This is a genomic window from Burkholderia sp. KCJ3K979 (assembly GCF_016759955.1).
Lineage (GTDB): Bacteria > Pseudomonadota > Gammaproteobacteria > Burkholderiales > Burkholderiaceae > Burkholderia > Burkholderia orbicola.
In genome coordinates this window covers 1-23,247 of sequence record NZ_JACFYV010000020.1, presented here as the reverse complement: position 1 = coordinate 23,247, position 23,247 = coordinate 1, and the positions used below count along the sequence as shown (strand labels likewise).

The window sequence follows — 23,247 nt, the reverse complement described above, 5'->3', positions numbered from 1 at the left end:
GTGGCGTCCTCACTGCGTCAGCACGACGCCGCTGGCCGGCGACCACGACACGAACACGTCGTCGTTCCACGCCGGCGCACCGTCGTTCATCAGGTGCGAGCTCGACAGGTTCGACACCACCGTCTTGCCGCTCGGCAGACGCACGTGGTACAGCGAATAGCTGCCCATGTACGCGATGTCGGTGACGACGCCGCGCGCCCAGTTGTGCTTCGAGCCCGGCTTCTCGCGCGATACGTGGATGCGCTCCGGGCGCACCGAGATGCCGACCGGCATCCCGAGCGGGCCGGTCACGCCGTGGCTCACGTACATGCGCGTTTCGAGGTCGTCGCTTTCGACGAAGATGTGATCGGGCTCGTCCTCGACCACGCGCCCCTCGAACAGGTTGGTCGAGCCGATGAATTCGGCGGAGAAGCGGCTGTTCGGGTATTCGTAGACTTCGCCGGGCGAGCCGATCTGCACGATCTTGCCCTCGCTCATCACCGCGAGGCGGCTCGCCATCGTCATCGCCTCTTCCTGGTCGTGCGTGACCATCACGCAGGTCACGTCGACCTTCTCGATGATGTTCACGAGTTCGAGCTGGGTCTTCTGGCGGATCTTCTTGTCGAGCGCGGACATCGGCTCGTCGAGCAGCAGCAGCTTCGGGCGCTTCACCAGCGAGCGGGCCAGCGCGACGCGCTGCTGCTGGCCGCCGGACAGCTGGTGCGGCTTGCGCTTCGCATACTTGCTCATCTGCACGAGCGCGAGCGCGTCGGCCACGCGTTCCTTGATCTCGTTTTTCGGCGTGCCTTCCTGTTTCAGGCCGAACGCGACGTTCGATTCGACCGTCATGTGCGGGAACAGCGCGTACGACTGGAACATCATGTTGACCGGGCGGCGGTACGGCGGCAGCGACGCGAGGTCCTCGCCGTCGACGAAGATCTTGCCGGAGGTGGCCGTTTCCAGCCCGGCGAGCATGCGCAGCAGCGTGGACTTGCCGCAGCCCGAGCTGCCGAGCAGCGCGAACAGCTCGTTCTTCGCGATCGTCAGGTTCACGTTGTCGACGGCCGTGCTGTCGCCGAATTTCTTCACGACGTTTTCGATGCGCACGAACGCGTCGTTTTGCGTACGGGGCGCGGCGGCCGGTTGGGTCTGGCGTGCAGCAGCGGAAGAGGGTATCGATTGCATGGGAGTCACCATTCGTTCTTCACGGATTGCAGGCGTGAGCGTCCCCGCGCGAGGCGCGCAACGCGACTCGCGAGCAACGGCTCGTGCCGGATGGAACAGGGCGCGCGGCGCGCGCGAGCGGACGGAGGTCCGCGAATTTCAGGCGGGCAGGCGTACCGCGATGCCTGCGCCGCCGTGATGCATGGCGATCAGTGGCCCGTCTTCAACTGGGCCCACAGACGGTTCTCGAGGCGCAGGATGTCGGCCGGCATCGGCTTCATCAGCACCATCTTCTTCAGCACGTCTTCAGGCGGATAGACGGTCGGGTCCTGCGCGACGGCCGGCGTGACGAATTGATGCGCGGCCTTGTTCGCGGTCGGGTAGAACACCGTGTTGGTGATCGCCGCGTTGACCTTCGGATCGGAAATGTAGTTGATCCACTTCAGCGCGCTCTCGGGATGCGGCGCATCCTTCGGGATCACCATCACGTCGAACCACAGCAGGCCGCCTTCCTTCGGATTCGAGAACTTGATGTCGTACGAACGCTTCGCTTCCGCCGAGCGACGGTGCGCGATGCCGACGTCGCCGGACCAGCCGAGCACGACGCACACGTCGTTGTTCGCGAGGTCGTTGATGTAGCCGGACGAGTTGAACTGGGTGATGTACGGGCGGACTTTCTTCAGGACTTCGAATGCGGCCTGGTAGTCGCCGGGGTTCTTGCTGTTCGGGTCCTTGCCCATGTATTGCAGCGTGGCGGCGAACACGTCGACGGCCTGGTCGAGGAACGACACGCCGCAGCTCTTCAGCTTCTCCATGTTGGCCGGGTCGAACACCAGCGCCCAGCTGTCGACCGGCGCCTTGTCGCCGAGCGCCTTCTTCACCGCCTGCGCGTTGTAGCCGATGCCGTCGGTGCCGTACGCCCAGGGCACGCCGTACTGGTTGCCCGGATCGGCATCCGAGATCATCTTCATCAGCAGCGGGTCGAGGTTCGCGAGGTTCGGAATCTTCGACTTGTCGAGCTTCTGGTACACGCCGGCCTGGATCTGCTTGGCCATGTAGTTCGAGGTCGGCACGACGATGTCGTAGCCCGAACTGCCGGCGAGCAGCTTCGCCTGGAGCGTGTCGTCGCTGTCGTAGTTGTCGTACTTGACGTGAATACCCGTCTGCTTCTGGAAGTTCGGGATCGTGTCCGGCGCGATGTAGTCGGACCAGTTGTAGACGTTCAGCTCGTCGGCATGCGCCGACGGGCTGGCGACCGACGTGAGCGCGGCCGCGGCGGCGAGGGCGGCGACGGAACAGGCTTGGCGAAGAATGCAGGCACGCATGGTGGAATTCCCTTGAGTGATGGCGGCGTGCGGCGCCCGCCGCACGCCTGTAGGCAAAACCGTTACGAAACGCCCAGTTGCCGGGCGGTGGCATCGACGGCCTTCTTCGCCTTCGACACGAGTTCATCGATTTCCTGGCGCGAGATCACGAGCGGCGGCGACAGCAGCATCCGGTCGCCGGTCGCGCGCATGATCAGGTTGCCGTTGAAGCAGAAGTCGCGGCAGATCGTGCCGACGTCGCCGCCGTTCGCGAAGCGGCGGCGTTCGGCCGGCGCTTCGGCCAGTTGCAGGCTCGCGACCATCCCGTGGCCGTGCACTTCGCCGACGATCGGATGACGCGCGAAGGTTTCGCGCATCAGCGCCTGGAAGTACGGGCCGGTGTCGGTCTTCACCCGCTCGACGATCCCCTCGTCGCGCAGCAGCTTCAGGTTCGCGACCGCGACGGCCGCCGCCACCGGGTGCCCCGAGTACGTGAGGCCGTGATTGAATTCGCCGTTGTCGATGATCGGGCGCGCGACGCGCTCGTGAATGCCGACCGCACCCATCGGCACGTAGCCCGACGTCAGGCCCTTCGCCATCGTGATCAGGTCCGGCTCGAAGCCGAAATGCTGATGCGCGAACCATTCGCCGGTGCGCCCGAAGCCGCCGATCACTTCGTCGGCGACCAGCAGGATGTCGTACTTGCGGCAGATCCGCTGGATCTCCGGCCAGTACGTCGACGGCGGGAAGATCACGCCGCCCGCGCCCTGGAACGGCTCGCCGATGAATGCCGCGACGTTCTCCGCGCCGAGTTCGAGAATCTTCGCTTCGAGCTGCTGCGCGCGTGCGAGGCCGAACGCTTCAGGCGTTTCGCCGGCTGCCGCTTCGCCGAAGAAATACGGCTGGTCGATGTGCACGATGTGCTCGACCTTCGACGGCATCTGCTCGTGCATGTAGCCCATCCCGCCGAGCGTGCCGCCCGCGATCGTCGAACCGTGGTAACCGTTCTTGCGCGAGATCACGACCTTCTTCTGCGGCTTGCCCTGCACGCGCCAGTACTGATGCACGAGACGCAGCACGGTGTCGTTGCCTTCCGAGCCGCTGTTGCAATAGAAGAAGTGGTTGAAGCCGGCGGGCGTGACTTCCGCGAGCATCGCGGAAAGCTCGATCACCGGCGGATGCGTGGTCTTGAAGAACGTGTTGTAGAACGGCAGTTCCTGGATCTGGCGATACGCGGCGTCGGCGAGCTCCTTGCGGCCGTAGCCGACGTTCACGCACCACAGGCCGGCCATCCCGTCGATCACCTTGTTGCCGTCCGAGTCCCACAGATAGACGCCGTCGGCCTTCACGATCACGCGGCTGCCGGCGCGGTTGAGCGCGCCCATGTCGGAGAACGGGTGAATGTGGTGCGCGGCGTCGAGCGCGCGGTATTCGGCGGTCGTGCGCGCCTGCGTCGCGCGCGGCGCGGCGGCCGCGGCGCTCGGCGCGGCCGGCTGGACCCAGGCAGATTCGTTGCGGTAAGTCATGTTTCCTCCGTGATTCCGTATGCGGTTGGCACGCTTACACGTGCAGCAGCAGATGGCGGCGTTCCCACGAGCTGATCACGCGGAAGAACGCTTCGTATTCGGTTTCCTTCAGCGCGAAATACGCCTTGAGGAACTTGGGCCCGAGGATCTCGCCGAGCGGCTCGCACGCGGCCATCAGCGTCAGCCCTTCCTCGAGGTTGCGCGGCAGCTGGTACGGCAGGCTGTAGCCGTCGCTCACCAGCGGCTCGGTCGGCTCCAGGCGCTGCGTCATGCCGAGATAGCCGGCCGCCAGCGTCGCCGCAAGCGCGAGGTACGGATTGCAGTCGACACCGGGGATGCGGTTTTCGATGCGGCGCGCGGCCGGGCCCGAATGCGGAATGCGGAACCCCACCGTGCGGTTGTCGTAGCCCCACTGCACGTTGATCGGCGCGGCCATGAAGCGCGACAGGCGGCGGTACGAATTGATGTACGGCGCGAAGATCGGCATCAGCGCCGGCGTGTACTTCTGCAGCCCCGCGAGGTAGTTGTAGAACATCGACGTCGCGCCGCCGGTCTCCGGCGACGTGAACAGGTTCTGGCCCGTTTCCTCGTCGACGATGCTCTGGTGCACGTGCATCGCCGAGCCCGGTTCGTCTTCCATCGGCTTGGCCATGAACGTCGCGTACATGTTGTGACGCAGCGCGGCCTCGCGCACCGTGCGCTTGAACAGGAACACCTGGTCGGCCAGCGACAGCGCGTCGCCGTGCATGAAGTTGATCTCCATCTGCGCGGCGCCGACTTCGTGGATCAGCGTGTCGATGTCGAGGTTCTGCGCTTCGCAGTATTCGTAGATGTCCTCGAACAGCGGATCGAATTCGTTGACGGCTTCGATCGAATACGACTGGCGGCCTGTTTCAGGGCGGCCCGTGCGACCGACCGGCGGGCGCAGCGGCAGGTCGGGGTCCTTGTTCATGTCGACCAGATAGAACTCGAGCTCCGGCGCCACGACCGGTTTCCAGCCCTTCGCCTTGTACAGGTCGAGCACGCGGCGCAGCACGTAGCGCGGCGAGATCTCGACCGGCGAGCCGTCGAAGTGCACGCAATCGTGGATCACCTGCGCGGTCGGGTCCACGGCCCACGGGATCAGGCGGATCGTCGACGTGTCGGGCACGCACACCATGTCGGGGTCGGTCACGCCGGTGAGCGAGCCGTCTTCCGGATAGTCGCCGGTGACGGTCTGCACCATCACGGCTTGCGGCAGGCGCATCGATTCGCCGGACGTGAACTTGTTGCGCGGCGTGATCTTGCCGCGCGCGATGCCGGCCATGTCGGGAATGATCGCTTCGATTTCGGTGATCCGGTGCTGCTTCAGAAAGTCTTCGATGTCTTGCATGTCTGTTCTCGTTGTCTGGTGGGCGCGCTCAGGCGAGCGCGGCGGCGGCCATGGCGCGCGTGCGGGCGGCGCGGCGGGCGCGGCAGGCATCGCCGAACGCGCGGAAGATCGCGCTCGACAGCGGGTCCTGCGCATGCCGCCATTCCGGATGCCACTGCACGGCCAGCGCGAAAGCCGGCGCGTCGACGACGCTCACGGCCTCGATCAACCCATCCGGCGCGACCGCCTCGATGGCGAGGCCGGAGCCGAGCTGCGCGATGCCCTGCTTGTGCAGCGAGTTCACGTGCACTTCGTCGCGGCCGCCGGCGAGCGCATGCAGCTTGCCGCCGGGCGTCAGGCGCACGACGTGCGCGGGGCCGTATTGCGTGTCCATCGGCGCGTCGTCGTCCTCGCGGTGATCGGCGAAGCCGGGCACTTCATGCACGCGCTGGTGCAGCGTGCCGCCGCAGACGACGTTCAACTCCTGGAAGCCGCGGCACACGGCAAGCACGGGCACGCCGGCGACGATGGCCGCGCGCAGCAGCGGCAGCGCCGTCGCGTCGCGCGCCGGGTCGTGCTTCGTGCCCGGTGCGCTCGGTTCGCCGCCATAGAGATGCGGCTCGACGTTCGAGTAGCTGCCGGTAAACAGCAGCCCGTCGACCGCGTCGAGCACGTCGGCGCTCGACTGGCGCTCGCCGAGGGCCGGCAGCACCATCGCGAGCGCATGCGCGCCGTCGACGATCGCGGCGACGTACTTGTCGCCGACCGTATGCGACGCGTGTGCGCCGATCTGGGTGAGGTCGGCGGTGATACCGACGAGAGGTTTCCTTTCCATGACGTCTTCAGTAATCCGTAGGGACGTGACGTGCACCGAGCCGGATGCGGCAAAACGCAGGCGCGACACGACCCCGCAGCCGGGCGCAAGGCGCACGGCCGCTGGTGAATGGGCGCAACGGGATGGCGTGGCGATCCGCGCTGCGCGCGACGGTCAGGCCGTCGTTCGTTTCATCGCGATCCGCGACGCGCAACGTATGCGCGAACGCGTGCCGTCACCGCACGGACGATGCGGTTGGCGAATCGACAGAAAAAACGAACGACGTGAAGAAAGGAGAGGCGCTACGGCAGCAGCGACGCCACTTCGTCGGTATCGACGGCGACGAATGCGCGTGCGGAAACGGCGTTGTGGCGCCGAACGGAACGACGGGACAGGATGGTGTAGATCGACAGGTGAAGCAGGCGAGGACTATGCCAGCCGCAACTGCCGTCGGAAGCGGGAACGGCGCTGCGCAAACTTCGCACATCGCCTCGATCCCACCTCACCAGAGGGCCACGGACTCTCACGATTACACTCGACTGGTTTGTTGAAAGTATTGAACACCCGATCGTTTCGACGCGCTGGGCGTTTAAAATAATCAAGGTGCCGGCCCCGCATCATTTACATTCGGGGGCACCGAATTGTTGCGTTGCGATAACGCTTTTCGATGCCTGTGAAAGCCTGATGACGCTGACCTGAGAGCCAGCATATACGAGCCAATAACGGCGTCAAATGTTTTTTTAAGGTCCTGCATCAGGGCTTTCCCGAGCGTGAAAACAAAAGATTCATAAAAGGAATAATCGACACGGTGTCCATTATTTCGAACGCCTTTCAGGGTTTTCCCCGCTGATGTGCGGCATAAAGTGATTAGAATATTCAACGGCAGTCCACCGCGTCGTTTCACTTTGTCATCGCACTTATCGTGTCCGAAACCGAATCGATGTCCACCGAAGTCGCCGAGCGCCTGCGTTTCGTGCGCAACAAGCATGGCCTGTCGCAGCGCGAACTCGCGAAGCGCGCCGGCGTCACCAACGGCACGATCTCGCTGATCGAACAGGGCCGCGTGAGCCCGTCGGTCGGCTCGCTGAAGAAGCTGCTGGAATGCATCCCGATGAGTCTCGCGGAATTCTTCACGTTCGAGCTCGTCGAATCGCGCGCGGTCGTGTCGCGTCGCGACGAGATGCCGAACCTCGGCAACGAGTCGCTCGCGTTTCATCTGGTCGGTGCGAACGTGAAGGATCGCAACATGTGCATCCTGCGCGAGATCTACCAGCCGCTGGCCGACACGGGGCCCGAGATGCTGGTGCACGCGGGGCACGAGGGCGGCGTCGTCGTGTCGGGCCGGCTCGAGCTGACAGTCGATAGTGCGACGTGGCTGCTCGACCCCGGAGACGGCTACTACTTCGAGAGCCGTTTGCCGCATCGTTTTCGCAATCCCAGCGCGGAACTGATCTGCGAGGTCGTCTCGGCCAATTCGCCGGCGACCTTCTGACCGCGCGTCACCGCATTCGCTGCAGGCCGGCAGCGTGCCACGCGCACGGCGTGCCGCATCGCGAATGCCACAACATTGAGGCATCCTGATGAACAAGTTGACTTTGGCTGACTGGCAACACAAGGCGGCGTCGCTCGAGATCGAAGGGCGCGCATTCATCGACGGCGCGTCGCGCGACGCGCACGGCGGCAAGACGTTCGACTGCGTGAGCCCGATCGACGGCCGCGTGCTGGCGAAGGTCGCCGACTGCGGCGAAGCGGACGTGAACGCGGCCGTCGCGGCTGCCCGCCGCGCGTTCGACGCGGGTGTGTGGGCCGGCTTGAATCCGCGCGAGCGCAAGGCCGTGCTGCTGCGCTGGGCCGCGCTGATGCGCGCGCATCTCGACGAACTGTCGCTGCTCGAGACGCTCGACGCGGGCAAGCCGATCGGTGACACGACGACGGTCGACGTGCCGGGCGCCGCGTACTGCGTCGAATGGTTTGCGGAAGCGATCGACAAGGTCGGCGGCGAGGTCGCGCCGGCCGATCATCATCTCGTCGGTCTCGTCACGCGCGAGCCGGTCGGCGTGGTGGCCGCCGTCGTGCCGTGGAACTTCCCGATCCTGATGGCCGCATGGAAATTCGGCCCCGCGCTCGCGGCCGGCAACAGCGTCGTGCTGAAGCCGTCGGAGAAATCGCCGCTGACCGCGATCCGCGTCGCGCAGCTCGCGTTCGAAGCCGGCATTCCGGCCGGCGTATTCAACGTCGTGCCGGGCGCGGGCGAACCGGGCAAGCTGCTCGCGCTGCATCGCGACGTCGACTGCATCGCGTTCACGGGCTCGACGGCGGTCGGCAAGCTGATCATGCAGTACGCCGCGCAGTCGAACCTGAAGCGCGCGTGGCTCGAGCTCGGCGGCAAGTCGCCGAACATCGTGCTGCCCGATTGCCCCGATCTCGACCGCGCGGCGCAGACGGCGGCCGGCGCGATCTTCTACAACATGGGCGAGATGTGCACGGCCGGCTCGCGGCTGCTCGTGCATCGCGACATCAAGGACGCGTTCATCGAGAAGCTCGTCGCGGCCGCCCGCGCGTACGTGCCGGGCAATCCGCTCGATCCGTCGGTATCGATGGGCGCGATCGTCGACGGCATCCAGCTCGAGCGCGTGCTGGGTTACATCGAAGCGGGGCGCGGCGAAGGCCGGCTCGTCACGGGCGGTGCGCGCGTGAACGCGGAAACGGGCGGCTTCTACGTGGAGCCGACGGTGTTCGAGGTGAAGCCCGATGCGAAGATCGCGCGCGAGGAAATCTTCGGGCCCGTGCTGTCGGTGATCGTGTTCGACGACGTCGACGAAGCCGTGCGGATCGCGAACGACACCGAATACGGGCTGGCCGCGGCCGTGTGGACGTCGAACCTGACGACCGCGCACGACGTGTCGCGCCGGCTGCGTGCGGGCACCGTGTGGGTGAACTGCTATGACGAGGGCGGCGACATGAACTTCCCGTTCGGCGGCTACAAGCAGTCGGGCAACGGCCGCGACAAGTCGCTGCATGCGCTCGAGAAGTACACCGAACTGAAGTCGACGCTGATCCGGCTGCGCTGACGCGCTACCGGGGCGGGGGCGGGCGCGTCGCCGTGCGGCGCCGCGCCCGCGGCCTTCGGTGCGCGTTACGCGGCGCGCAACGCGGGATGGAAGCCTGCGGCCTCGATGATCGACTGCACGCGCTCGGCGCCTTGCGCCGAGTCGACCTTGACGATCTTCGCCGCGACGTCGATGTCGAGCTTCGCGGCGGGGTCGGCGGCCGTCACCGCGCGCGTGATGGCGTTGGCGCAGCCGCCGCAGGTCATGTCCTGGACTTCGAATTCCATCGTGTTCTCCCGGGTTGATGGTTGACGAATAGGTTCAGCATGAAGCTTGCCATGGTGGGAAGGTCAAGCGCTGCATGCGGCGACGTGCATCGCATCAGCCATTTGTAATGCTGAGGTCTGACGAATAGCCATTCGCGTGCGCGCGTCAGTCCGAATTTTTCCCGATTGACGATCGCCCATTATCGGCGAAATCCGGCGGAGCCTTGCGTGGCAACGGGCGTGCGGGATCGACTGCCCACGATCTCCCTGAGCGGAGTAAGGGTACTCCGAGGTGAAAATGCGAATCGATCTTAGTATCGATTCCCTTCGATATTTCAAACCATTTCAAATCATTACGCACATGACCCGTTTCGCTATCGGTTTCGCACTGGCCCTGCTGGGCGCCTCGGCAACGTCCGCCTTCGCTGCCGACGACGTCGTCAATCTGACGTTGAAGGACCACAAGTTCTCGCCCGATGGCGTGACGATTCCCGCTGGCAAGAAGGTGAAATTCGTCGTGAAGAACCTCGACGCGACGCCCGCAGAATTCGAAAGCGACGACTTCAAGGCCGAGAAGGTCGTGCCGGCCGGCAAGTCGGTCGAGATCCTGGTCGGGCCGCTGAAGGCGGGGACCTACGAGTTCCACGACGAGTATCACGAAGCGCAGTCGAAGACGCACCTGACCGTCAAGTAAGCCGATACCGACATGCTGTCTACCGCCCTGATCGTCTTTCGTGAAGTGCTCGAGGCCGCGCTGGTGGTCTCGATCGTGATGGCCGCCACGAAGGGCGTGCCGCGGCGCGGCTGGTGGGTGGGCGGCGGGCTGGTCGGCGGCGTGGTCGGCGCCGGCCTGATCGCGGCGTTCGCCGACGTGATCTCGCAATGGGCTTCGGGCATGGGCCAGGAAGTCTTCAACGCGGGCGTGATGTTCGTCGCGACGCTGATGCTCGCGTGGCATTGCATCTGGATGAGCCGGCACGGCCGCGAAATGGCGCTGCACATGGGCGAGGTCGGCCGGGCGGTCGCCGCCGGCAGCCGGCCGCTGACCGGGCTCGCGATCGTGGTCGGCGTCGCGGTATTGCGCGAGGGCTCCGAGGCCGTGCTGTTCCTGTACGGGATCGCGGCGGGCGATCCGGGCCAGACGCCGCAGATGATCGTCGGCGGGCTGCTCGGCGTGCTCGGCGGGGCGGGGCTCGGCTACGCGATGTATGCGGGCCTGCTGCAGATTCCGTTGAAGCGCCTGTTCTCCGTCACCAACGCGCTGATCGTGCTGCTCGCCGCGGGCATGGCGAGCCAGTGCGTCGGCTTCCTGCTGGCGGCCGGCCTCGTGCCGTCGTGGGGCGATGCGGTCTGGGACACGTCGTGGCTGCTCAAGGAATCGAGCATCGTCGGCAAGGCGCTGCATACGCTGATCGGCTATACCGCGCGGCCGGCGGGCATCCAGATCGCCGCGTACGTCGCGACGCTCGTGGCGATCGTCGTGCTGACACGGCTCGTCGGCCGGCCGCAGCAGACGGTGAGGCCGCCGCACGCCGCTGCGTGAGTGTTGCCGGGTTTCCGGGTTCGAATGAAAGAAGGGGCGTCATGGACGCCCCTTCTTTCATTTGCGGTGCGCGACGCGCCTGCGCTCGGTCAGCTGTGGTTGTCGATCCACGCGCGTGCCCATTCGAGCCCGGCATCGCGCGCGTCGTCTTCGGTGTCGAACACGCCGAGCACGCCCGACGCCTCGACGAGCCGGTTGTTCTGCGTGATCGTGCCGCTCGCCGCGAAGCGCTCGGGCTGCATGATCTCGTCCTGCTGCAGGATCGCGTGGCCCCAGATCTGGTAGCCGTGGTAGGTCTGCGCTTCCATTATCGAGTCACCTCCGCGGAGCGGCCGTGCGTGCCGACCTGCAGCACGTTGCCGTCCGGCGTGTATTGACGCGGGATGTCGGAGAAGGTGAGCGCGCGCGTCGCGTCCGGTGCGGCCGGCTGCATCACCGTGAGACGCCCGGGCGCGGGTTGCGCGACGGGGCGCGGGGCGGCACGGGTTTCGGTCGCGGTGGCGGCCGGGCGGTGCGAGCCCGCTTTCACGGCCTGCGCGACGCGGCGCTTGGGCGGTTTCGCGGCGGCTTTCGGCGTGGCGCTCGCGTGCTTCTCCGCGCTCTTGCCGGTGCGCGCGTCGGCGCCCGGATGGGCAGTCGGCGTACGGGCATCCGGCGTACGCGCTGCCGGCTGCCTTGCCTCGGGCGGGTTCCAGACCTCGACATAGTGCTCGGCGGCCCAGCCCGTCGACGCGAACGTCAGCGCCAGCAATCCGCATCCAAACAGTCTTACCATTGTCTCTCCGTCATATTCGTTGCGGCGCGTCCGGTCGGGGCCGTGCAGGGGCATTCGGGGAAGCCGGCTCAGGAGAACACCTCGAGCCCGTGTTTCTCGACGATCTGGAGCATGCGCGCGGCGATGCCGCTCGGCCGCTTGTCGCCCTGTTCCCATTGGCGGATCGTCGACGTCGTCGTGTTCAGGTAGAGCGCGAACACGCTCTGGCTGACGTTGACCGACTTGCGGATGCGGGCGATCGCTTCCGGATCGAACTGCGGCGCGGCTTCGATGCAGAGATCGTCGTATTCCCGCATCGTCTTCTTGTCGATCAGTTGCGCACGATACAGGCCGGACGCGGCGCTGTGGATCGCCTCCGTCGCATCGCTCTTGAATCGACTCTTAGCCATTGCAAATCTCCACAAGCTCTTTCAGTGCGACCAGCGTCGCGATGTCGCCGTCGGTGTGTCGACCTACGTCCGCGGCGAGCTTTCTGAACGCGCGCAGTTCGCATGCGTCGATGTCGTCGCGGTCGCATTTCGCGAACAGGAACACGAACACCCACGTGTGCCCGACCTTGCCCAGCACGATCCCGCGCTGCCGATTGCCGTCGAGGCGCTTTTTCCAGACGTTGCCGCCGAGATCGACGCCCTGGCCGCGGACCAGTTCCCGCACCGCGCGGCAGAGCTCGCCATCGGCGATTCCCGCTTTCCCGGCTGCCTTGTGAAACCACTTCGTCTTGAAGACGCGTCGTACGGAAGCAGACATGTCGAGCCGGTCGAGTTAGCACAGGGTTATATACCACTACGTGGTACATATTTCTACCTGGCCAAACGGACTGCCTCACATCCGCAAGCGGTCAGGAGGGCCCGGCGAGGGGCCCTCCCGTCGCCGCGTATTACTCCACCGTCACCGATTTCGCGAGGTTGCGCGGCTTGTCGACGTCGGTGCCGCGCGCACACGCGGTGTGATACGCGAGCAGCTGCAGCGGCACGACGTGCAGGATCGGCGACAGTTGCCCGTAGTGCTCCGGCATCCGGATCACGTGCAGGCCGTCGTCGTTGACGATCTGCGTGTCGGCATCGGCGAACACGTACAGCTCGCCGCCGCGCGCACGCACTTCCTGCATGTTCGACTTCAGCTTTTCGAGCAGCGTGTCGTTCGGCGCGACCGTGACGACCGGCATCGCTTCCGTGACGAGCGCGAGCGGCCCGTGCTTCAGTTCGCCGGCCGGATAGGCCTCGGCGTGGATGTACGAGATTTCCTTCAGCTTCAACGCGCCTTCGAGCGCGATCGGGTAATGCAGCCCGCGGCCGAGGAACAGCGCGTTTTCCTTGCGCGCGAATTCCTCCGACCACGCGATGATCTGCGGCTCGAGCGCGAGCACGCTGTTCAGCGCGGCCGGCAGGTGGCGCAGCTCCTTCAGGAACTGCGCTTCCTGCGCGGCATCGACGTGCCCGCGCAGCTTGCCGAGCGTCGCGGCCAGCACGAACAGCGCGACGAGCTGGGTCGTGAACGCCTTCGTCGATGCGACGCCGATCTCGGTGCCCGCGTGCGTCAGGAACTGCATTTCGGTCAGGCGCACCATCGCGCTCGTCGCGACGTTGCAGACCGCGAGCGTGTGCGTGTGGCCGAGCGACTGCGCATGCTTGAGCGCGGCCAGCGTATCGGCCGTCTCGCCCGACTGCGAGATCACCAGCACGAGCTGGCGCGGGTTCGGCACCGACTCGCGATAGCGGTATTCGCTGGCGATCTCGACCTGGGTCGGGATCTTCGCGATCGATTCGAGCCAGTACTTCGCGGTGAGGCCCGAGTAGTAGCTCGTGCCGCACGCGAGGATCAGCAGGCTGTCGATGTTCGCGAACGCGGCGGGCGCGGCGTCGCCGAACAGCGTCGCGTCGAAGGCTTCCGTCTGCGGCACCGTGTCGCCGATCGCGCGCGGCTGCTCGAAGATTTCCTTCTGCATGAAGTGGCGATAGGGGCCGAGCTCGACCGCGCCGCCGTATGCGCTGACCACGCGGATTTCGCGCTGCACGGTGGCGCCGTGGCGATCGACGATCGTCACGCCGTCGAGCGACAGCTCGCACACGTCGCCTTCCTCGAGGAACGTGAAGCGGTCGGTGCTGCCCGCGAGCGCGAGCGCATCGGACGCGAGGAAGTTCTCGCCGTCGCCGTGACCGACGACGAGCGGCGAACCCTGGCGCGCGCCGACGACGGTGTGCGGCTGGTCCTTGTGGATTACCGCGATCGCATACGCGCCGTGCAACTGCTGCACGGCTTCGCGCACCGCGTCGAACAGGTTGCCGCGGTACAGGCTGTGCACGAGGTGCGCGATCACTTCGGTGTCGGTCTGCGACACGAATTCGTAGCCCTTCGCGCGCAGCGCGTCGCGCAGCGGCTCGAAGTTCTCGATGATGCCGTTGTGCACGAGCGCGAGCGCGTTCGACGAGAAGATCGGGTGCGCGTTGTGCGTGACGGGCGCGCCGTGGGTGGCCCAGCGCGTGTGCGCGACGCCCGTCGTGCCTTCGAGGTGCGTGTCGCGCACCTGCGTGTCGAGATCGGCGACGCGCGCGACGCTGCGCGCGCGCTTCGGTGCGCCCGGCTCGAGCACGGCGACGCCGCACGAGTCGTAGCCACGGTATTCGAGGCGCCGCAATCCTTCGATCAGCACCGGAACGATATTACGCTGCGCAACTGCGCCGACAATGCCGCACATGAATGGTCAATCCTGTCAGTCGAAGCGGGCGCCGCGTGGGCGCCCGCAAAAGGTTCAGCTCTTCTTCTTGACCGGGCGGACGTAGCCGCTCTTCGCGGTCTGCGTCTTCTCGTTCAACGCGAGGACGCCTTCGGCGACGTCCTTCCAGATCGTCGTGCCGGCGGCGATCGTCACGCCGCGGCCGACGCGCACGGGCGCGACGAGCTGCGTGTCGGAGCCGACGAACACGTCGTCCTCGATCACGGTGCGGAACTTGTTCGCGCCGTCGTAGTTGCAGGTGATCGTGCCCGCGCCGATGTTCACGCGCGCGCCGATGTCGGCGTCGCCGATGTACGTGAGGTGGTTCGCTTTCGAGCCGTGGCCGATCACCGCGTTCTTCACCTCGACGAAGTTGCCGACGTGCGCTTCGTCCGCGAGCTGCGCGCCGGGGCGCAGCCGCGCGTACGGGCCGATCACGGTGTGCGCGCCGAGTTCGGCGCCGTCGATGTGCGTGAACGCGTCGATGCGCGTGCCCGCGCCGACCGACGCGTTGCGGATCACGCAGTTCGCGCCGATCGTCACGTTGTCGGCGAGCGTCACGTTGCCTTCGAACACGCAGTTCACGTCGATCGACACGTCGCGGCCGCAGCGCAGCGTGCCGCGCACGTCGACGCGCGCCGGATCGGCGAGCGTGACGCCGTCGACGAGCAGCGCGTCGGCGACGTTGCGCTGGTGAATGCGCTCGAGCTCCGCGAGCTGCGCCTTGCTGTTCACGCCGAGCGTTTCCCATTCGTCGTCGGGCTGCGACGTGACGACCTCGAAGCCGGCCTCGATCGCGAGTTCGACGACGTCGGTCAGGTAGTACTCGCCCTGCGCGTTTTCGTTCTTCAGCGCGCCGAGCCACATCGACAGCTGCGCCGTCGGCGTGACGATGATGCCGGTGTTGATCTCGGCGATCTTCAGCTCTTCCGGCGACGCATCCTTCTGCTCGACGATGCGCGTGACGAAGCCGGACGCGTCGCGCACGATGCGGCCGTAGCCGGTCGGGTCGTCGAGCGTGACGGTGAGGATGCCGTAGCGGCCGTCGCGCGCGGCATCGACGAGACGCTGCAGCGTCGACGCACGGGTGAGCGGCACGTCGCCGTACAGCACGAGCGTCGGCTGGGCGGGATCGAGGAGCGGCAGCGCCTGGCGCACCGCGTGGCCGGTGCCGAGCTGTTCTGCCTGCACCGCGAACTGGACGTCGGGTGCGGCGACCGCAGCCTGAACCTGCTCGGCGCCGTGGCCGACGACGACGACGAGCCGGGACGGCTGCAGCGTGCGCGCGGTGTCGATGACGTGGGAGAGGAGCGGCCTGCCGGCCAGCGGGTGAAGCACTTTCGGCAGCGCGGAACGCATGCGCTTGCCGGTGCCTGCCGCCAAAATCACGATATTCATGGCGCGCGCGTGGGTCAGAGTTCGAAGCCGTCCATTTTAGCATGCGGCCCTTGTCGCTCCGGGCCTGTCGCAGCGGGGCGACAACGCCGAAACGAGGCCGCCGGCCCCGGTTTCGGCGGGTGTTCCGGCCCTGCTTACAGGTCGTCGAACTGGACGATCGAGATCGGTTGGGCGGCGCCCGGCGCCGCCGCGTCGTCACCCGATGCGCACGGTTCCTCGTCGAACGCGATGTCGCCTTGCGGATCGGCTTCACCCGTCGCGCGCAGCGACTGGAACGGGTACAGCGTCGTGTCCATCAGGTGCGACGGCACGACCTTCGCGAGCGCGTTGAACATGTTGTCGACGCGGCCCGGGAAGCGTTTGTCCCATTCGCGGATCAGCGCCTTCATTTCCGCGCGCTTCAGGTTCGGCTGGCTGCCGCACAGGTTGCACGGGATGATCGGGAATTCGCGCAGCTCCGCGTATTTCTCGAGATCGGTTTCCTTCACGTACGCGAGCGGGCGGATCACGATGTTCTTGCCGTCGTCCGACTGCAGCTTCGGCGGCATTCCCTTCAGCTTGCCGCCGTAGAACATGTTCAGCAGCAGCGTCTGCACGATGTCGTCGCGGTGATGGCCGAGCGCGATCTTGGTCGCGCCGAGCTCGCCGGCCACGCGGTACAGGATGCCGCGGCGCAGCCGCGAGCACAGCGAGCAGGTCGTCTTGCCTTCCGGCACGAGCCGCTTGACGATGCTGTAGGTGTCCTGGTTCTCGATGTGGAACGGCACGCCGACCTGCTTCAGGTATTCGGGCAGCACGTGCTCGGGGAAGCCCGGCTGCTTCTGGTCGAGGTTCACCGCGACGATGTCGAAGTCGATCGGCGCGCGCTCGCGCAGGCGCAGCAGCACGTCGAGCATCGCGTAACTGTCCTTGCCGCCCGACAGGCACACCATCACCTTGTCGCCCTGCTCGATCATGTTGTAGTCGCCGATCGCCTGGCCGACCTGGCGCACGATCCGCTTGAACAGCTTGTTGTTCTCGTACGCTTCCTTCTGCTCGCGGCGTGTCAGCGCGGGGCGGCCGGCCGGCGCGGCGGCGTCGTCCAGCGTGGCAGCGTCGGCCGCCGTGTCGTTCATGTGGGGGGCGTTCATTGGCGCTCCTCGTCCTTGATGCGAAAGACTTCGACGCCGACGGCGTCGCAGTCCGGATAGGCGTCCGGTTTCTCGGTACGGACACGTACCGCGCGCACGGTGTCGTGCGCCAGCAGGTGCGCGGCGATCGAATCGCACAGCGTTTCCTGCAGGTGGATGTGGCCGCGCGCCAGGCTCTGCGCGACGCTCTGCTTCATCAGGTCGTAGTCGACGACTTCATGCAGCCGGTCGTCGACGGGGGTGGACAGCGCGAGCGGCACGAACAGGTCGATGTTGATGACGACGCGTTGCTCGCCGCGCTTCTCGTGTTCGAAGGCCCCGATGTTGATGTGCACCTCGTAGTCGCGCAGGTAGAGCCTGCGGCAATCCGCGAGGCGGGGGTGCAGGAGAGCGGAAAACATGGTCGTCCCAGTCAAATTGGCGTGCGCGCACGCAAAGCGGCGCGGGCGGCGGCGCTCAGGCCGCGCCCGCGCGGTTCATTCATTCGGGCCGGCGGCGGGCGGCACCAGGTGCTCGCCGCCGTCGACGGTCAGCGTCGCGCCCGTCACGCCGGGCGCGCTCGCGAGATAGCAGGCGGCCGCCGCGATGTCGTCCGCGTGCGGCGCGTGGCCGCGCACGAGCGCCGCGACCCGCACCTTCGGTGCGAGCGCCAGCGCGAGCGCGGACGTCGCGCGGTTCAACGCGGCCTGCATCAGCGCGTGCGACAGCTGCGCCGGTGCCGGGTGAAACAGGGCCTGATCCAGCACGTGGATCGCGCACGCGCGCAGCGTTTCGTCGTCGCGTGCGGCGTCGGGCGTCGCATCGGCGAGCGCGCGGGCCAGCGCGAGCGGCGCCGTCACGTTGCGGGCGAGCGCGGCGGCGAGCGACGCGCCGTCCACCGTGTGCGCGTCGTCGGCGCCGGCGCTGGCGCTGACGAACACCGCGCACGCGGGCCGGCCGAGCGCTTCGCCGCACGCGGCGACGAGGGCCGCGGCATCGGCTTCCAGGGCCGGATCGGCGTCGAGCACGGCCGCGCGGCGGCCCAGCGCCGCGACTTCGGCGACGAGCGCGTCGGCGGCCGCGCGCGGCGCGCCATGGCTGCGCTGCAGCGCGACGTCCCAGCCGCGGCGGGCGAAGCCCGTCGCGAGCGCACGGCCGATCGACGCGGCGTCGGCCGCGCTGCCCAGGGCGCCCGTGACGAGCACCACGCGTGGGGTATCGGCTGAAACGGTCATTTACAATGCCGGGATGAACCCGAAAGCTCACGAACCCGCTAGTTTACCTGCTCCCGGCCCTGACGCGCTCGCGCAGTCCGAAACCCTCGCCGCGCAACTGCGCGACGAGATCGCGGCGGCCGGCGGCTGGCTGTCGTTCGACCGCTTCATGGAACGCGCGCTGTATGCGCCGGGCCTCGGCTATTACAGCGGCGGCGCGCGCAAGTTCGGCCGCCGCGCCGACGACGGCAGCGACTTCGTCACCGCGCCCGAGCTGTCGCCGCTGTTCGCGCAGACGCTCGCGCAACCGGTGGCCGAGGCGCTCGCGGCGAGCGGCACGCGCCGCGTGATGGAATTCGGCGCCGGCACCGGCAAGCTCGCGGCCGGGCTGCTCGCGGCGCTCGACGCGCTCGGCGCCGAACTCGACGAATACCTGATCGTCGACCTGTCCGGCGAACTGCGCGAACGGCAGCGCGACACGATCGAAGCCGCGGTGCCAGCGCTGGCCGCGAAGGTGCGCTGGCTCGACGCGCTGCCCGAGCGGTTCGACGGCGTCGTGGTCGGCAACGAAGTGCTCGATGCGATGCCGGTGCGCCTCTTCGCGAAGGCGGATGGCGCGTGGCGCGAGCGCGGCGTCGCGCTCGACGCGCGGCACGCGTTCGTGTTCGACGACCGGCCGATCGGCGCGGCCGGCCTGCCGGCGGTGCTCGCGGCGCTGGACGTCGGCGACGGCTACCTGACCGAAACGCACGAGGCCGCGCTCGCGTTCACGCGCACCGTCTGCACGATGCTCGGCCGCGGCGCGGTGCTGCTCATCGACTACGGGTTTCCCGCGCACGAGTACTACCATCCGCAGCGCGACCGCGGCACGCTGATGTGCCACTACCGTCACCACGCGCACGACGATCCGTTCGTCTACCCGGGCCTGCAGGACCTCACCGCGCACGTCGAATTCACCGGCATCTACGAGGCGGCGGTCGCCACCGGCGTCGACTTGCTCGGCTACACGTCGCAGGCGCGCTTCCTGTTGAACGCGGGCATCACCGACGCGCTGGCCGCGATCGATCCGTCCGACGTCCGCGCGTTCCTGCCGGCCGCGAACGCGGTGCAGAAGCTGATCTCGGAAGCCGAGATGGGCGAGCTGTTCAAGGTGATCGCGTTTTCGCGCGGGATCGACGGCACGCTCGACGCGTTCGCGCGCGGCGACCGCTCGCACGCGCTCTGACGGGCCAGGGCCTGTTTTCATATGGAACGCACATGCTCCGCTGGCTATTGACGACGTTCATCGCGGTGATGATCCTGACGCGCTGCTGGCCGTGGCTCGGCAAGCTCGGCATCGGGCGGATGCCGGGCGACGTCACGCTGACGCTCGGCGGGCGGCGCTACCCGTTCCCGTTCATGTCGACGCTGGTGCTGACGATGCTGGTCTCGATGGTGGCGCGGCTGCTCTGAGCCGAAGACGGCGCGGCCGGGCCGCGGCGCGCGCATGACAGTTCGCGCGTTACAGCTCGATTTCGCCGAGGATCCGGTGCGCAAGCGCCTTCGCCTCCTCGAACGCTTCTTCCTCGCTCGAACTCGTCGTGTGAACGTCGTAGCGCATGTTCTCCGTCTCGTCGCCGTCGTCCCGCGCGAGGATCACGTAGCCCTGAAACTCGCCGTTGTCCGCGCGGTGCGTATGCGCCTTGGCCGTATAGATGCCTTTGGTGAACGTGTTCGTGTCCATCGTGCTCTCCCGCGAAAAGGACACTTCATCGTAGCACTGCGGCGCAACATGTACAGCGCCGCTTATCGGTGACCGATCGGCGATCGGCCACCGTACTGCCGGCGTCGTTCCTTCAACGTCCCTTCATCCTTCGAGCAGCGCGACGACCTCGTCGAGCGTCGGCGCGTGCGCGCCCGTGTGCCGGCACGCGGCGGCGCCGGCCGTCACCGCGAACGCGAGATGCTCGCGCCAGCCGCGCTGCGGCGCGGCCATCAGGCTGAACAGCAGGCCGCCGATCGACGCGTCGCCCGCGCCGACGGTGTCGGCCACCTCCACGCGCGGCGGGCTGGCTTCGTGCACGTCGCCGTCGGCGTAGAGCGTCGCGGCTTGCGCGCCGCGCGTGACGAGTACGGCCGCCCGCGGGTTCAGCGCGCGCACCGCCGCGATCGCGTCGGGTCCGTCGTCGCCGAACAGATGGCGCAGGTCTTCGTCGGACACCTTGATCAGGTCGGCGAGGGCGGCCATCTTCTCCAGCGTCGGCCGGTACGCGGCCGTCATCAGGTTCCGCACGTTCGGATCGAAGCTGATCTTCACGCCGCGCGCGTGCAGGTCGGCCGCGAGCGCGGCCAGCGTGCCCGCGAGCGGTTCGCGCACGAGACTGATGCAGCCGAAATGCGCCCATTGCACGTGCTCGGTCCAGCCGGCCGGCAGCCGCGCCGGGTCGAACGCGAGATCCGCGCTCGCTTCGCCGATGAAGAAGTACGCGGGCGGGCGCGTCTCGTGGACGATCGCGAGCAGCGGCGGCCGCGCGACCCGTTGCAGGAAGCGCAGGTCGAGGCCGGCCGCTTCGCTCGTGTGCCACAGCACGTCGGAGAAGCAGTCTTCGCCGATCGAGCCGGCGAGCGCGCTCGGCACGCCGAGCCGCGCGACCGCGCGCGCGACGTTCCAGCCGGCGCCGCCCGGCACCGACGTCCACTGTGCGTCGCCCGCGCGCACCATGTCGGTCAGGATGTCGCCCGCCGACACGAAAGCCGGAAACGTGCCGCCGCTCATTGCGTCGGCTCGCTGCGTTGCGCGCGCGCGAGGGTCGCGAGCACGTCGTAGCAGGCGCCCATCGTGTGATAGTCGGTCTTGCCGGCCGGGCTCTTCTCGTCGCTGTACTTGCGGTTGTCGCAGGTGAGGATCCGGTACCACGCGCCGTAGCGGTGATCGACGAAATGCGCCCAGCTGTAGCGCCAGATCTCGTCGTACCAGTCCCAGAAGCGTTCGCTGCCGGTGCGCGCGCCGAGCATCGCGGCCGCCGCGAAGGTTTCCGCCTGCACCCAGAAATACTTGTTGTGGTCGCAGATCGTGAAGTCGGGGCCGAAGCCGTAGCAGAGGCCGCCGTGATCGGCGTCCCACGCGTGCGTGAGCGCCGCGTCGAACAGCTCGGCCGCGCGCGGCGCGAGCCAGTCGAGCGGGCGGTGCCGCTCGAGGATCAGCAGCAGCTTCGCCCATTCGGTCTGGTGCCCGGGCTGGAAGCCCCACGGCCGGAAGATGTTCGAGCTGTCTTCCTTGTTGTAGTCCCAGTCGACCGACCAGTCCGCATGGTAGTGCTCCCACACGAGGCCGCCCGACAGCGCGGCCTGGCGCTGCGTGATGTGCGAGGCGAGCTTTTCCGCGCGATCGAGATACGTGAGGTGGCCGGTCGCCTCGTAGGCGGCGAGCAGCGCTTCCGTCATGTGCATGTTCGCGTTCTGGCCGCGATACGAAGACACGATCCAGTTCGGCGTCGCGTCGTCCGCGTAGAGGCCCGCGGCCGCATCCCAGAAGCGATGCTCGGCGAGCTCGTAGGTGGCCGCGATCAGCGGGCGCGCTTCGTCGATGCCGGCCATCGTCGCGTGCGCGGCCGCGAGCAGCACGAACGCGAGCCCGTAGCAGTGGCGCGTGCCGTCGAGCGTCGCGCGCTTGCCGCCGTCGCGCCAGTCGAGTTCCCAGTCGTAGCCCTGCAGCGCTTCGTCCCAGTGCGCGTCGCGCAGGAAGCGCAGCCCGTGGCGCGCGTAGTCCAGGTGGCGCGGATCGCCGAAGTGGCGGTACGCCATCGCGTAGTTGAAGACGAACCGGCAGGTGCTGACGAGGTGGCGCGACGTGCGGTTGTAGATGCTGCCGTCGTCGCGGAAGTAATGGTAGAAGCCGCCGGTCGGGTCGAATGCGTTGGTCGCGTAGAAGCGCAGCGTGTCTTCGATGTGCGACAGCAGGAACGACGGATCGCGGAAGCTCGCGACGAACGGTACGGCGGGCGTGTGGGCGGCCGGCGCGGCCGTGCAGGGTTGGACCGGGGGCATGTTCATGATTCGGTGGCCGTTACGGTATCGAGTGCCGGGGAGCCGGCGGGCTGGCTGCTGGCCCGCACGATCAGCTCGACGGGCAGGGAAATCTCGGTGCGCTCGGGCGCGTCGGCGAGCAGCAGCTCGACGCCGCGGCGGCCGAGCGCTTCCTTGTCGACCGCGAGCGTCGTGAGCGGCGGGTTCGCGTGCGCGGCGGCCGGGATGTCGTCGAAGCCGACGATCGCGATGTCGTCCGCAATCCGCAGGCCGCGCGCGATGCACACGCGCTGCGCGGCCAGCGCGGCCGCGTCGTTGTATGCGAACACGGCTTCGGGCCGCGGGCCGGGCGCGTCGAGCAGTTGCTCCATCGCACGCGCCGCGCCCGTGTCCGGGTCGAGCCCCGCGTCGATCGTCACTTCGTACGCGGGATCGAACAGCCGCCCGGCTTCGAAGAACGCGCGCCGGTAGCCGATCGCGCGCTGCGCGATGCTGTAGTGCGCGGCCGAGCCGCCGATGAAGGCGATCCGCGAGCGGCCGGTGGCGAGCAGGTGGCGCATCGCGAGCGCCGCGCCCGTCGCGTTGTCGATGTTGACCGAGCGCAGCCCGGGCGCCCACAGGTCGATCAGCACGAGCGGCCGGCCGGTGGCGGCGAGCGCCTCGATCGTCTCGGGCTCGATGAAGCCGGCGACCGCGATCGCGTCGGGCGCGTGCGGGCGCATCTGGCGCAGCACGTCGTCGTTCGGGCCGACCGTGAGCAGCGTCGGCACGATGCCGCGTTCGCGGCACGCGTCCTCCACGCCGTGCAGCACGTGCGAGAAGAACGGGCTCGCGGGAAAGCGGTTGTGCTGGCGGTGCAGCAGGAAGGTGAGCCGGCGGATGCGCGGCCGCAGCTGGGCGGGATCGTAGCCGAGCTGCTGGGCGATCCCGACGATGCGCGCACGCGTGGCTTCGGACAGGCCGGGCTGGTTTTTCAGCGCGCGGGAGACGGTGCCGATCGAGACCTCTGCCGCCCGCGCCACATCGCGAATGGTCG

At 67.6% G+C, this 23,247-nt stretch carries 26 protein-coding genes; 6 read left to right on the top strand and 20 right to left on the bottom strand.

Features of this window, described 5'->3' with window-relative positions; translation table 11 throughout:
- Positions 1–9: 9 nt before the first annotated feature.
- From H3O04_RS07505 to H3O04_RS36035, 6 genes are all read right to left on the bottom strand, one after another.
- Positions 10–1,164 (bottom strand): ABC transporter ATP-binding protein, encoded by a 1,155-nt coding sequence (locus H3O04_RS07505; protein WP_011546395.1) that lies wholly within the window; start codon positions 1,162–1,164, stop codon positions 10–12.
- Between the two features lie 188 nt (positions 1,165–1,352).
- Complete coding sequence (locus H3O04_RS07500) at positions 1,353–2,468, bottom strand: polyamine ABC transporter substrate-binding protein (RefSeq protein WP_011546394.1); 1,116 nt, start codon at positions 2,466–2,468, stop codon at positions 1,353–1,355.
- 62 nt (positions 2,469–2,530) lie between these two features.
- A complete protein-coding gene (locus tag H3O04_RS07495) occupies positions 2,531–3,973 on the bottom strand; it encodes an aspartate aminotransferase family protein (protein ID WP_054928129.1) in 1,443 nt (480 codons plus the stop codon).
- Positions 3,974–4,007: 34 nt separating this feature from the next.
- Complete coding sequence (locus H3O04_RS07490) at positions 4,008–5,345, bottom strand: glutamine synthetase family protein (protein WP_012329373.1); 1,338 nt, start codon at positions 5,343–5,345, stop codon at positions 4,008–4,010.
- Positions 5,346–5,373: 28 nt separating this feature from the next.
- Positions 5,374–6,159: a gamma-glutamyl-gamma-aminobutyrate hydrolase family protein gene (locus tag H3O04_RS07485; RefSeq protein ID WP_202587435.1), complete on the bottom strand. Its 786-nt coding sequence runs from the start codon at positions 6,157–6,159 to the stop codon at positions 5,374–5,376.
- A gap of 281 nt (positions 6,160–6,440) precedes the next feature.
- Complete coding sequence (locus H3O04_RS36035; RefSeq protein WP_006488040.1) at positions 6,441–6,623, bottom strand: hypothetical protein; 183 nt, start codon at positions 6,621–6,623, stop codon at positions 6,441–6,443.
- A gap of 455 nt (positions 6,624–7,078) precedes the next feature.
- On the opposite strand from H3O04_RS36035, the gene H3O04_RS07480 reads away from it, so the two are divergent.
- On the top strand, positions 7,079–7,630 hold the full coding sequence (locus tag H3O04_RS07480; RefSeq protein ID WP_011546390.1) for a cupin domain-containing protein: 552 nt from the start codon (positions 7,079–7,081) through the stop codon (positions 7,628–7,630).
- Between the two features lie 88 nt (positions 7,631–7,718).
- On the top strand, positions 7,719–9,209 hold the full coding sequence (locus H3O04_RS07475; protein ID WP_011546389.1) for an aldehyde dehydrogenase: 1,491 nt from the start codon (positions 7,719–7,721) through the stop codon (positions 9,207–9,209).
- 65 nt (positions 9,210–9,274) lie between these two features.
- Here the strand turns inward: H3O04_RS07475 and H3O04_RS07470 are convergent, their stop codons facing one another.
- Positions 9,275–9,475 carry a heavy-metal-associated domain-containing protein gene (locus H3O04_RS07470; RefSeq protein WP_074802089.1) on the bottom strand — a complete coding sequence of 67 codons (201 nt, stop codon included), beginning with the start codon at positions 9,473–9,475 and terminating at the stop codon, positions 9,275–9,277.
- Between the two features lie 340 nt (positions 9,476–9,815).
- Here H3O04_RS07470 and H3O04_RS07465 point away from each other — a divergent pair, with 340 nt between their 5' ends.
- Positions 9,816–10,148 carry a cupredoxin domain-containing protein gene (locus H3O04_RS07465; RefSeq protein WP_006488047.1) on the top strand — a complete coding sequence of 111 codons (333 nt, stop codon included), beginning with the start codon at positions 9,816–9,818 and terminating at the stop codon, positions 10,146–10,148.
- 12 nt (positions 10,149–10,160) lie between these two features.
- The gene (locus tag H3O04_RS07460) at positions 10,161–10,997 is read left to right on the top strand and encodes an FTR1 family iron permease (RefSeq protein ID WP_069233252.1); all 837 of its coding nucleotides are present in this window, start codon (positions 10,161–10,163) and stop codon (positions 10,995–10,997) included.
- An 89-nt stretch (positions 10,998–11,086) separates the two neighbouring features.
- Here H3O04_RS07460 and H3O04_RS07455 read toward each other — a convergent pair whose 3' ends face one another.
- From H3O04_RS07455 to H3O04_RS07415, 9 genes are all read right to left on the bottom strand, one after another.
- Positions 11,087–11,305, bottom strand: coding sequence for a hypothetical protein (locus H3O04_RS07455; RefSeq protein WP_006477594.1), 219 nt, complete (start codon positions 11,303–11,305; stop codon positions 11,087–11,089).
- Positions 11,305–11,772 (bottom strand): hypothetical protein, encoded by a 468-nt coding sequence (locus tag H3O04_RS07450; RefSeq protein ID WP_012329368.1) that lies wholly within the window; start codon positions 11,770–11,772, stop codon positions 11,305–11,307. Before H3O04_RS07450 ends, H3O04_RS07455 begins: the two co-directional genes overlap by 1 nt.
- 68 nt (positions 11,773–11,840) lie before the next feature.
- A complete protein-coding gene (locus tag H3O04_RS07445) occupies positions 11,841–12,161 on the bottom strand; it encodes a helix-turn-helix domain-containing protein (RefSeq protein WP_006477596.1) in 321 nt (106 codons plus the stop codon).
- Complete coding sequence (locus tag H3O04_RS07440; RefSeq protein WP_202587434.1) at positions 12,154–12,519, bottom strand: type II toxin-antitoxin system RelE/ParE family toxin; 366 nt, start codon at positions 12,517–12,519, stop codon at positions 12,154–12,156. The genes H3O04_RS07445 and H3O04_RS07440 overlap by 8 nt, the downstream gene beginning before the upstream one ends.
- Before the next feature lie 130 nt (positions 12,520–12,649).
- On the bottom strand, positions 12,650–14,467 hold the full coding sequence (gene glmS, locus H3O04_RS07435) for a glutamine--fructose-6-phosphate transaminase (isomerizing) (protein WP_202587433.1): 1,818 nt from the start codon (positions 14,465–14,467) through the stop codon (positions 12,650–12,652).
- Positions 14,468–14,521: 54 nt separating this feature from the next.
- Positions 14,522–15,883, bottom strand: a complete 1,362-nt coding sequence (gene glmU / locus H3O04_RS07430; RefSeq protein WP_006477599.1) for a bifunctional UDP-N-acetylglucosamine diphosphorylase/glucosamine-1-phosphate N-acetyltransferase GlmU — start codon at positions 15,881–15,883, stop codon at positions 14,522–14,524.
- Between the two features lie 134 nt (positions 15,884–16,017).
- Positions 16,018–17,013, bottom strand: a complete 996-nt coding sequence (ttcA, locus tag H3O04_RS07425) for a tRNA 2-thiocytidine(32) synthetase TtcA (RefSeq protein ID WP_011694429.1) — start codon at positions 17,011–17,013, stop codon at positions 16,018–16,020.
- On the bottom strand, positions 17,010–17,414 hold the full coding sequence (locus H3O04_RS07420) for a dihydroneopterin aldolase (protein WP_011546380.1): 405 nt from the start codon (positions 17,412–17,414) through the stop codon (positions 17,010–17,012). The genes ttcA and H3O04_RS07420 overlap by 4 nt, the downstream gene beginning before the upstream one ends.
- Positions 17,415–17,489: 75 nt before the next feature.
- Positions 17,490–18,227: an SDR family oxidoreductase gene (locus H3O04_RS07415; protein WP_202587432.1), complete on the bottom strand. Its 738-nt coding sequence runs from the start codon at positions 18,225–18,227 to the stop codon at positions 17,490–17,492.
- Between the two features lie 13 nt (positions 18,228–18,240).
- On the opposite strand from H3O04_RS07415, the gene H3O04_RS07410 reads away from it, so the two are divergent.
- The gene (locus H3O04_RS07410) at positions 18,241–19,431 is read left to right on the top strand and encodes a class I SAM-dependent methyltransferase (protein WP_202587431.1); all 1,191 of its coding nucleotides are present in this window, start codon (positions 18,241–18,243) and stop codon (positions 19,429–19,431) included.
- Positions 19,432–19,463: 32 nt separating this feature from the next.
- Entirely contained in the window at positions 19,464–19,658 is a 195-nt protein-coding gene (locus tag H3O04_RS07405; protein ID WP_011546377.1) for a DUF2905 domain-containing protein, read from the top strand.
- Positions 19,659–19,707: 49 nt separating this feature from the next.
- Here the strand turns inward: H3O04_RS07405 and H3O04_RS07400 are convergent, their stop codons facing one another.
- The 4 genes from H3O04_RS07400 to H3O04_RS07385 all read right to left on the bottom strand — a co-directional run.
- Complete coding sequence (locus H3O04_RS07400) at positions 19,708–19,929, bottom strand: hypothetical protein (protein ID WP_006484657.1); 222 nt, start codon at positions 19,927–19,929, stop codon at positions 19,708–19,710.
- A 123-nt stretch (positions 19,930–20,052) separates the two neighbouring features.
- Positions 20,053–20,961: a carbohydrate kinase family protein gene (locus H3O04_RS07395; protein WP_202587430.1), complete on the bottom strand. Its 909-nt coding sequence runs from the start codon at positions 20,959–20,961 to the stop codon at positions 20,053–20,055.
- Positions 20,958–22,238 carry an AGE family epimerase/isomerase gene (locus H3O04_RS07390; protein WP_202587429.1) on the bottom strand — a complete coding sequence of 427 codons (1,281 nt, stop codon included), beginning with the start codon at positions 22,236–22,238 and terminating at the stop codon, positions 20,958–20,960. The genes H3O04_RS07395 and H3O04_RS07390 overlap by 4 nt, the downstream gene beginning before the upstream one ends.
- Positions 22,235–23,247 (bottom strand): LacI family DNA-binding transcriptional regulator (locus H3O04_RS07385; protein ID WP_202587428.1); only part of this gene is annotated, 1,013 nt, incomplete at its 5' end. The genes H3O04_RS07385 and H3O04_RS07390, both read right to left, overlap by 4 nt.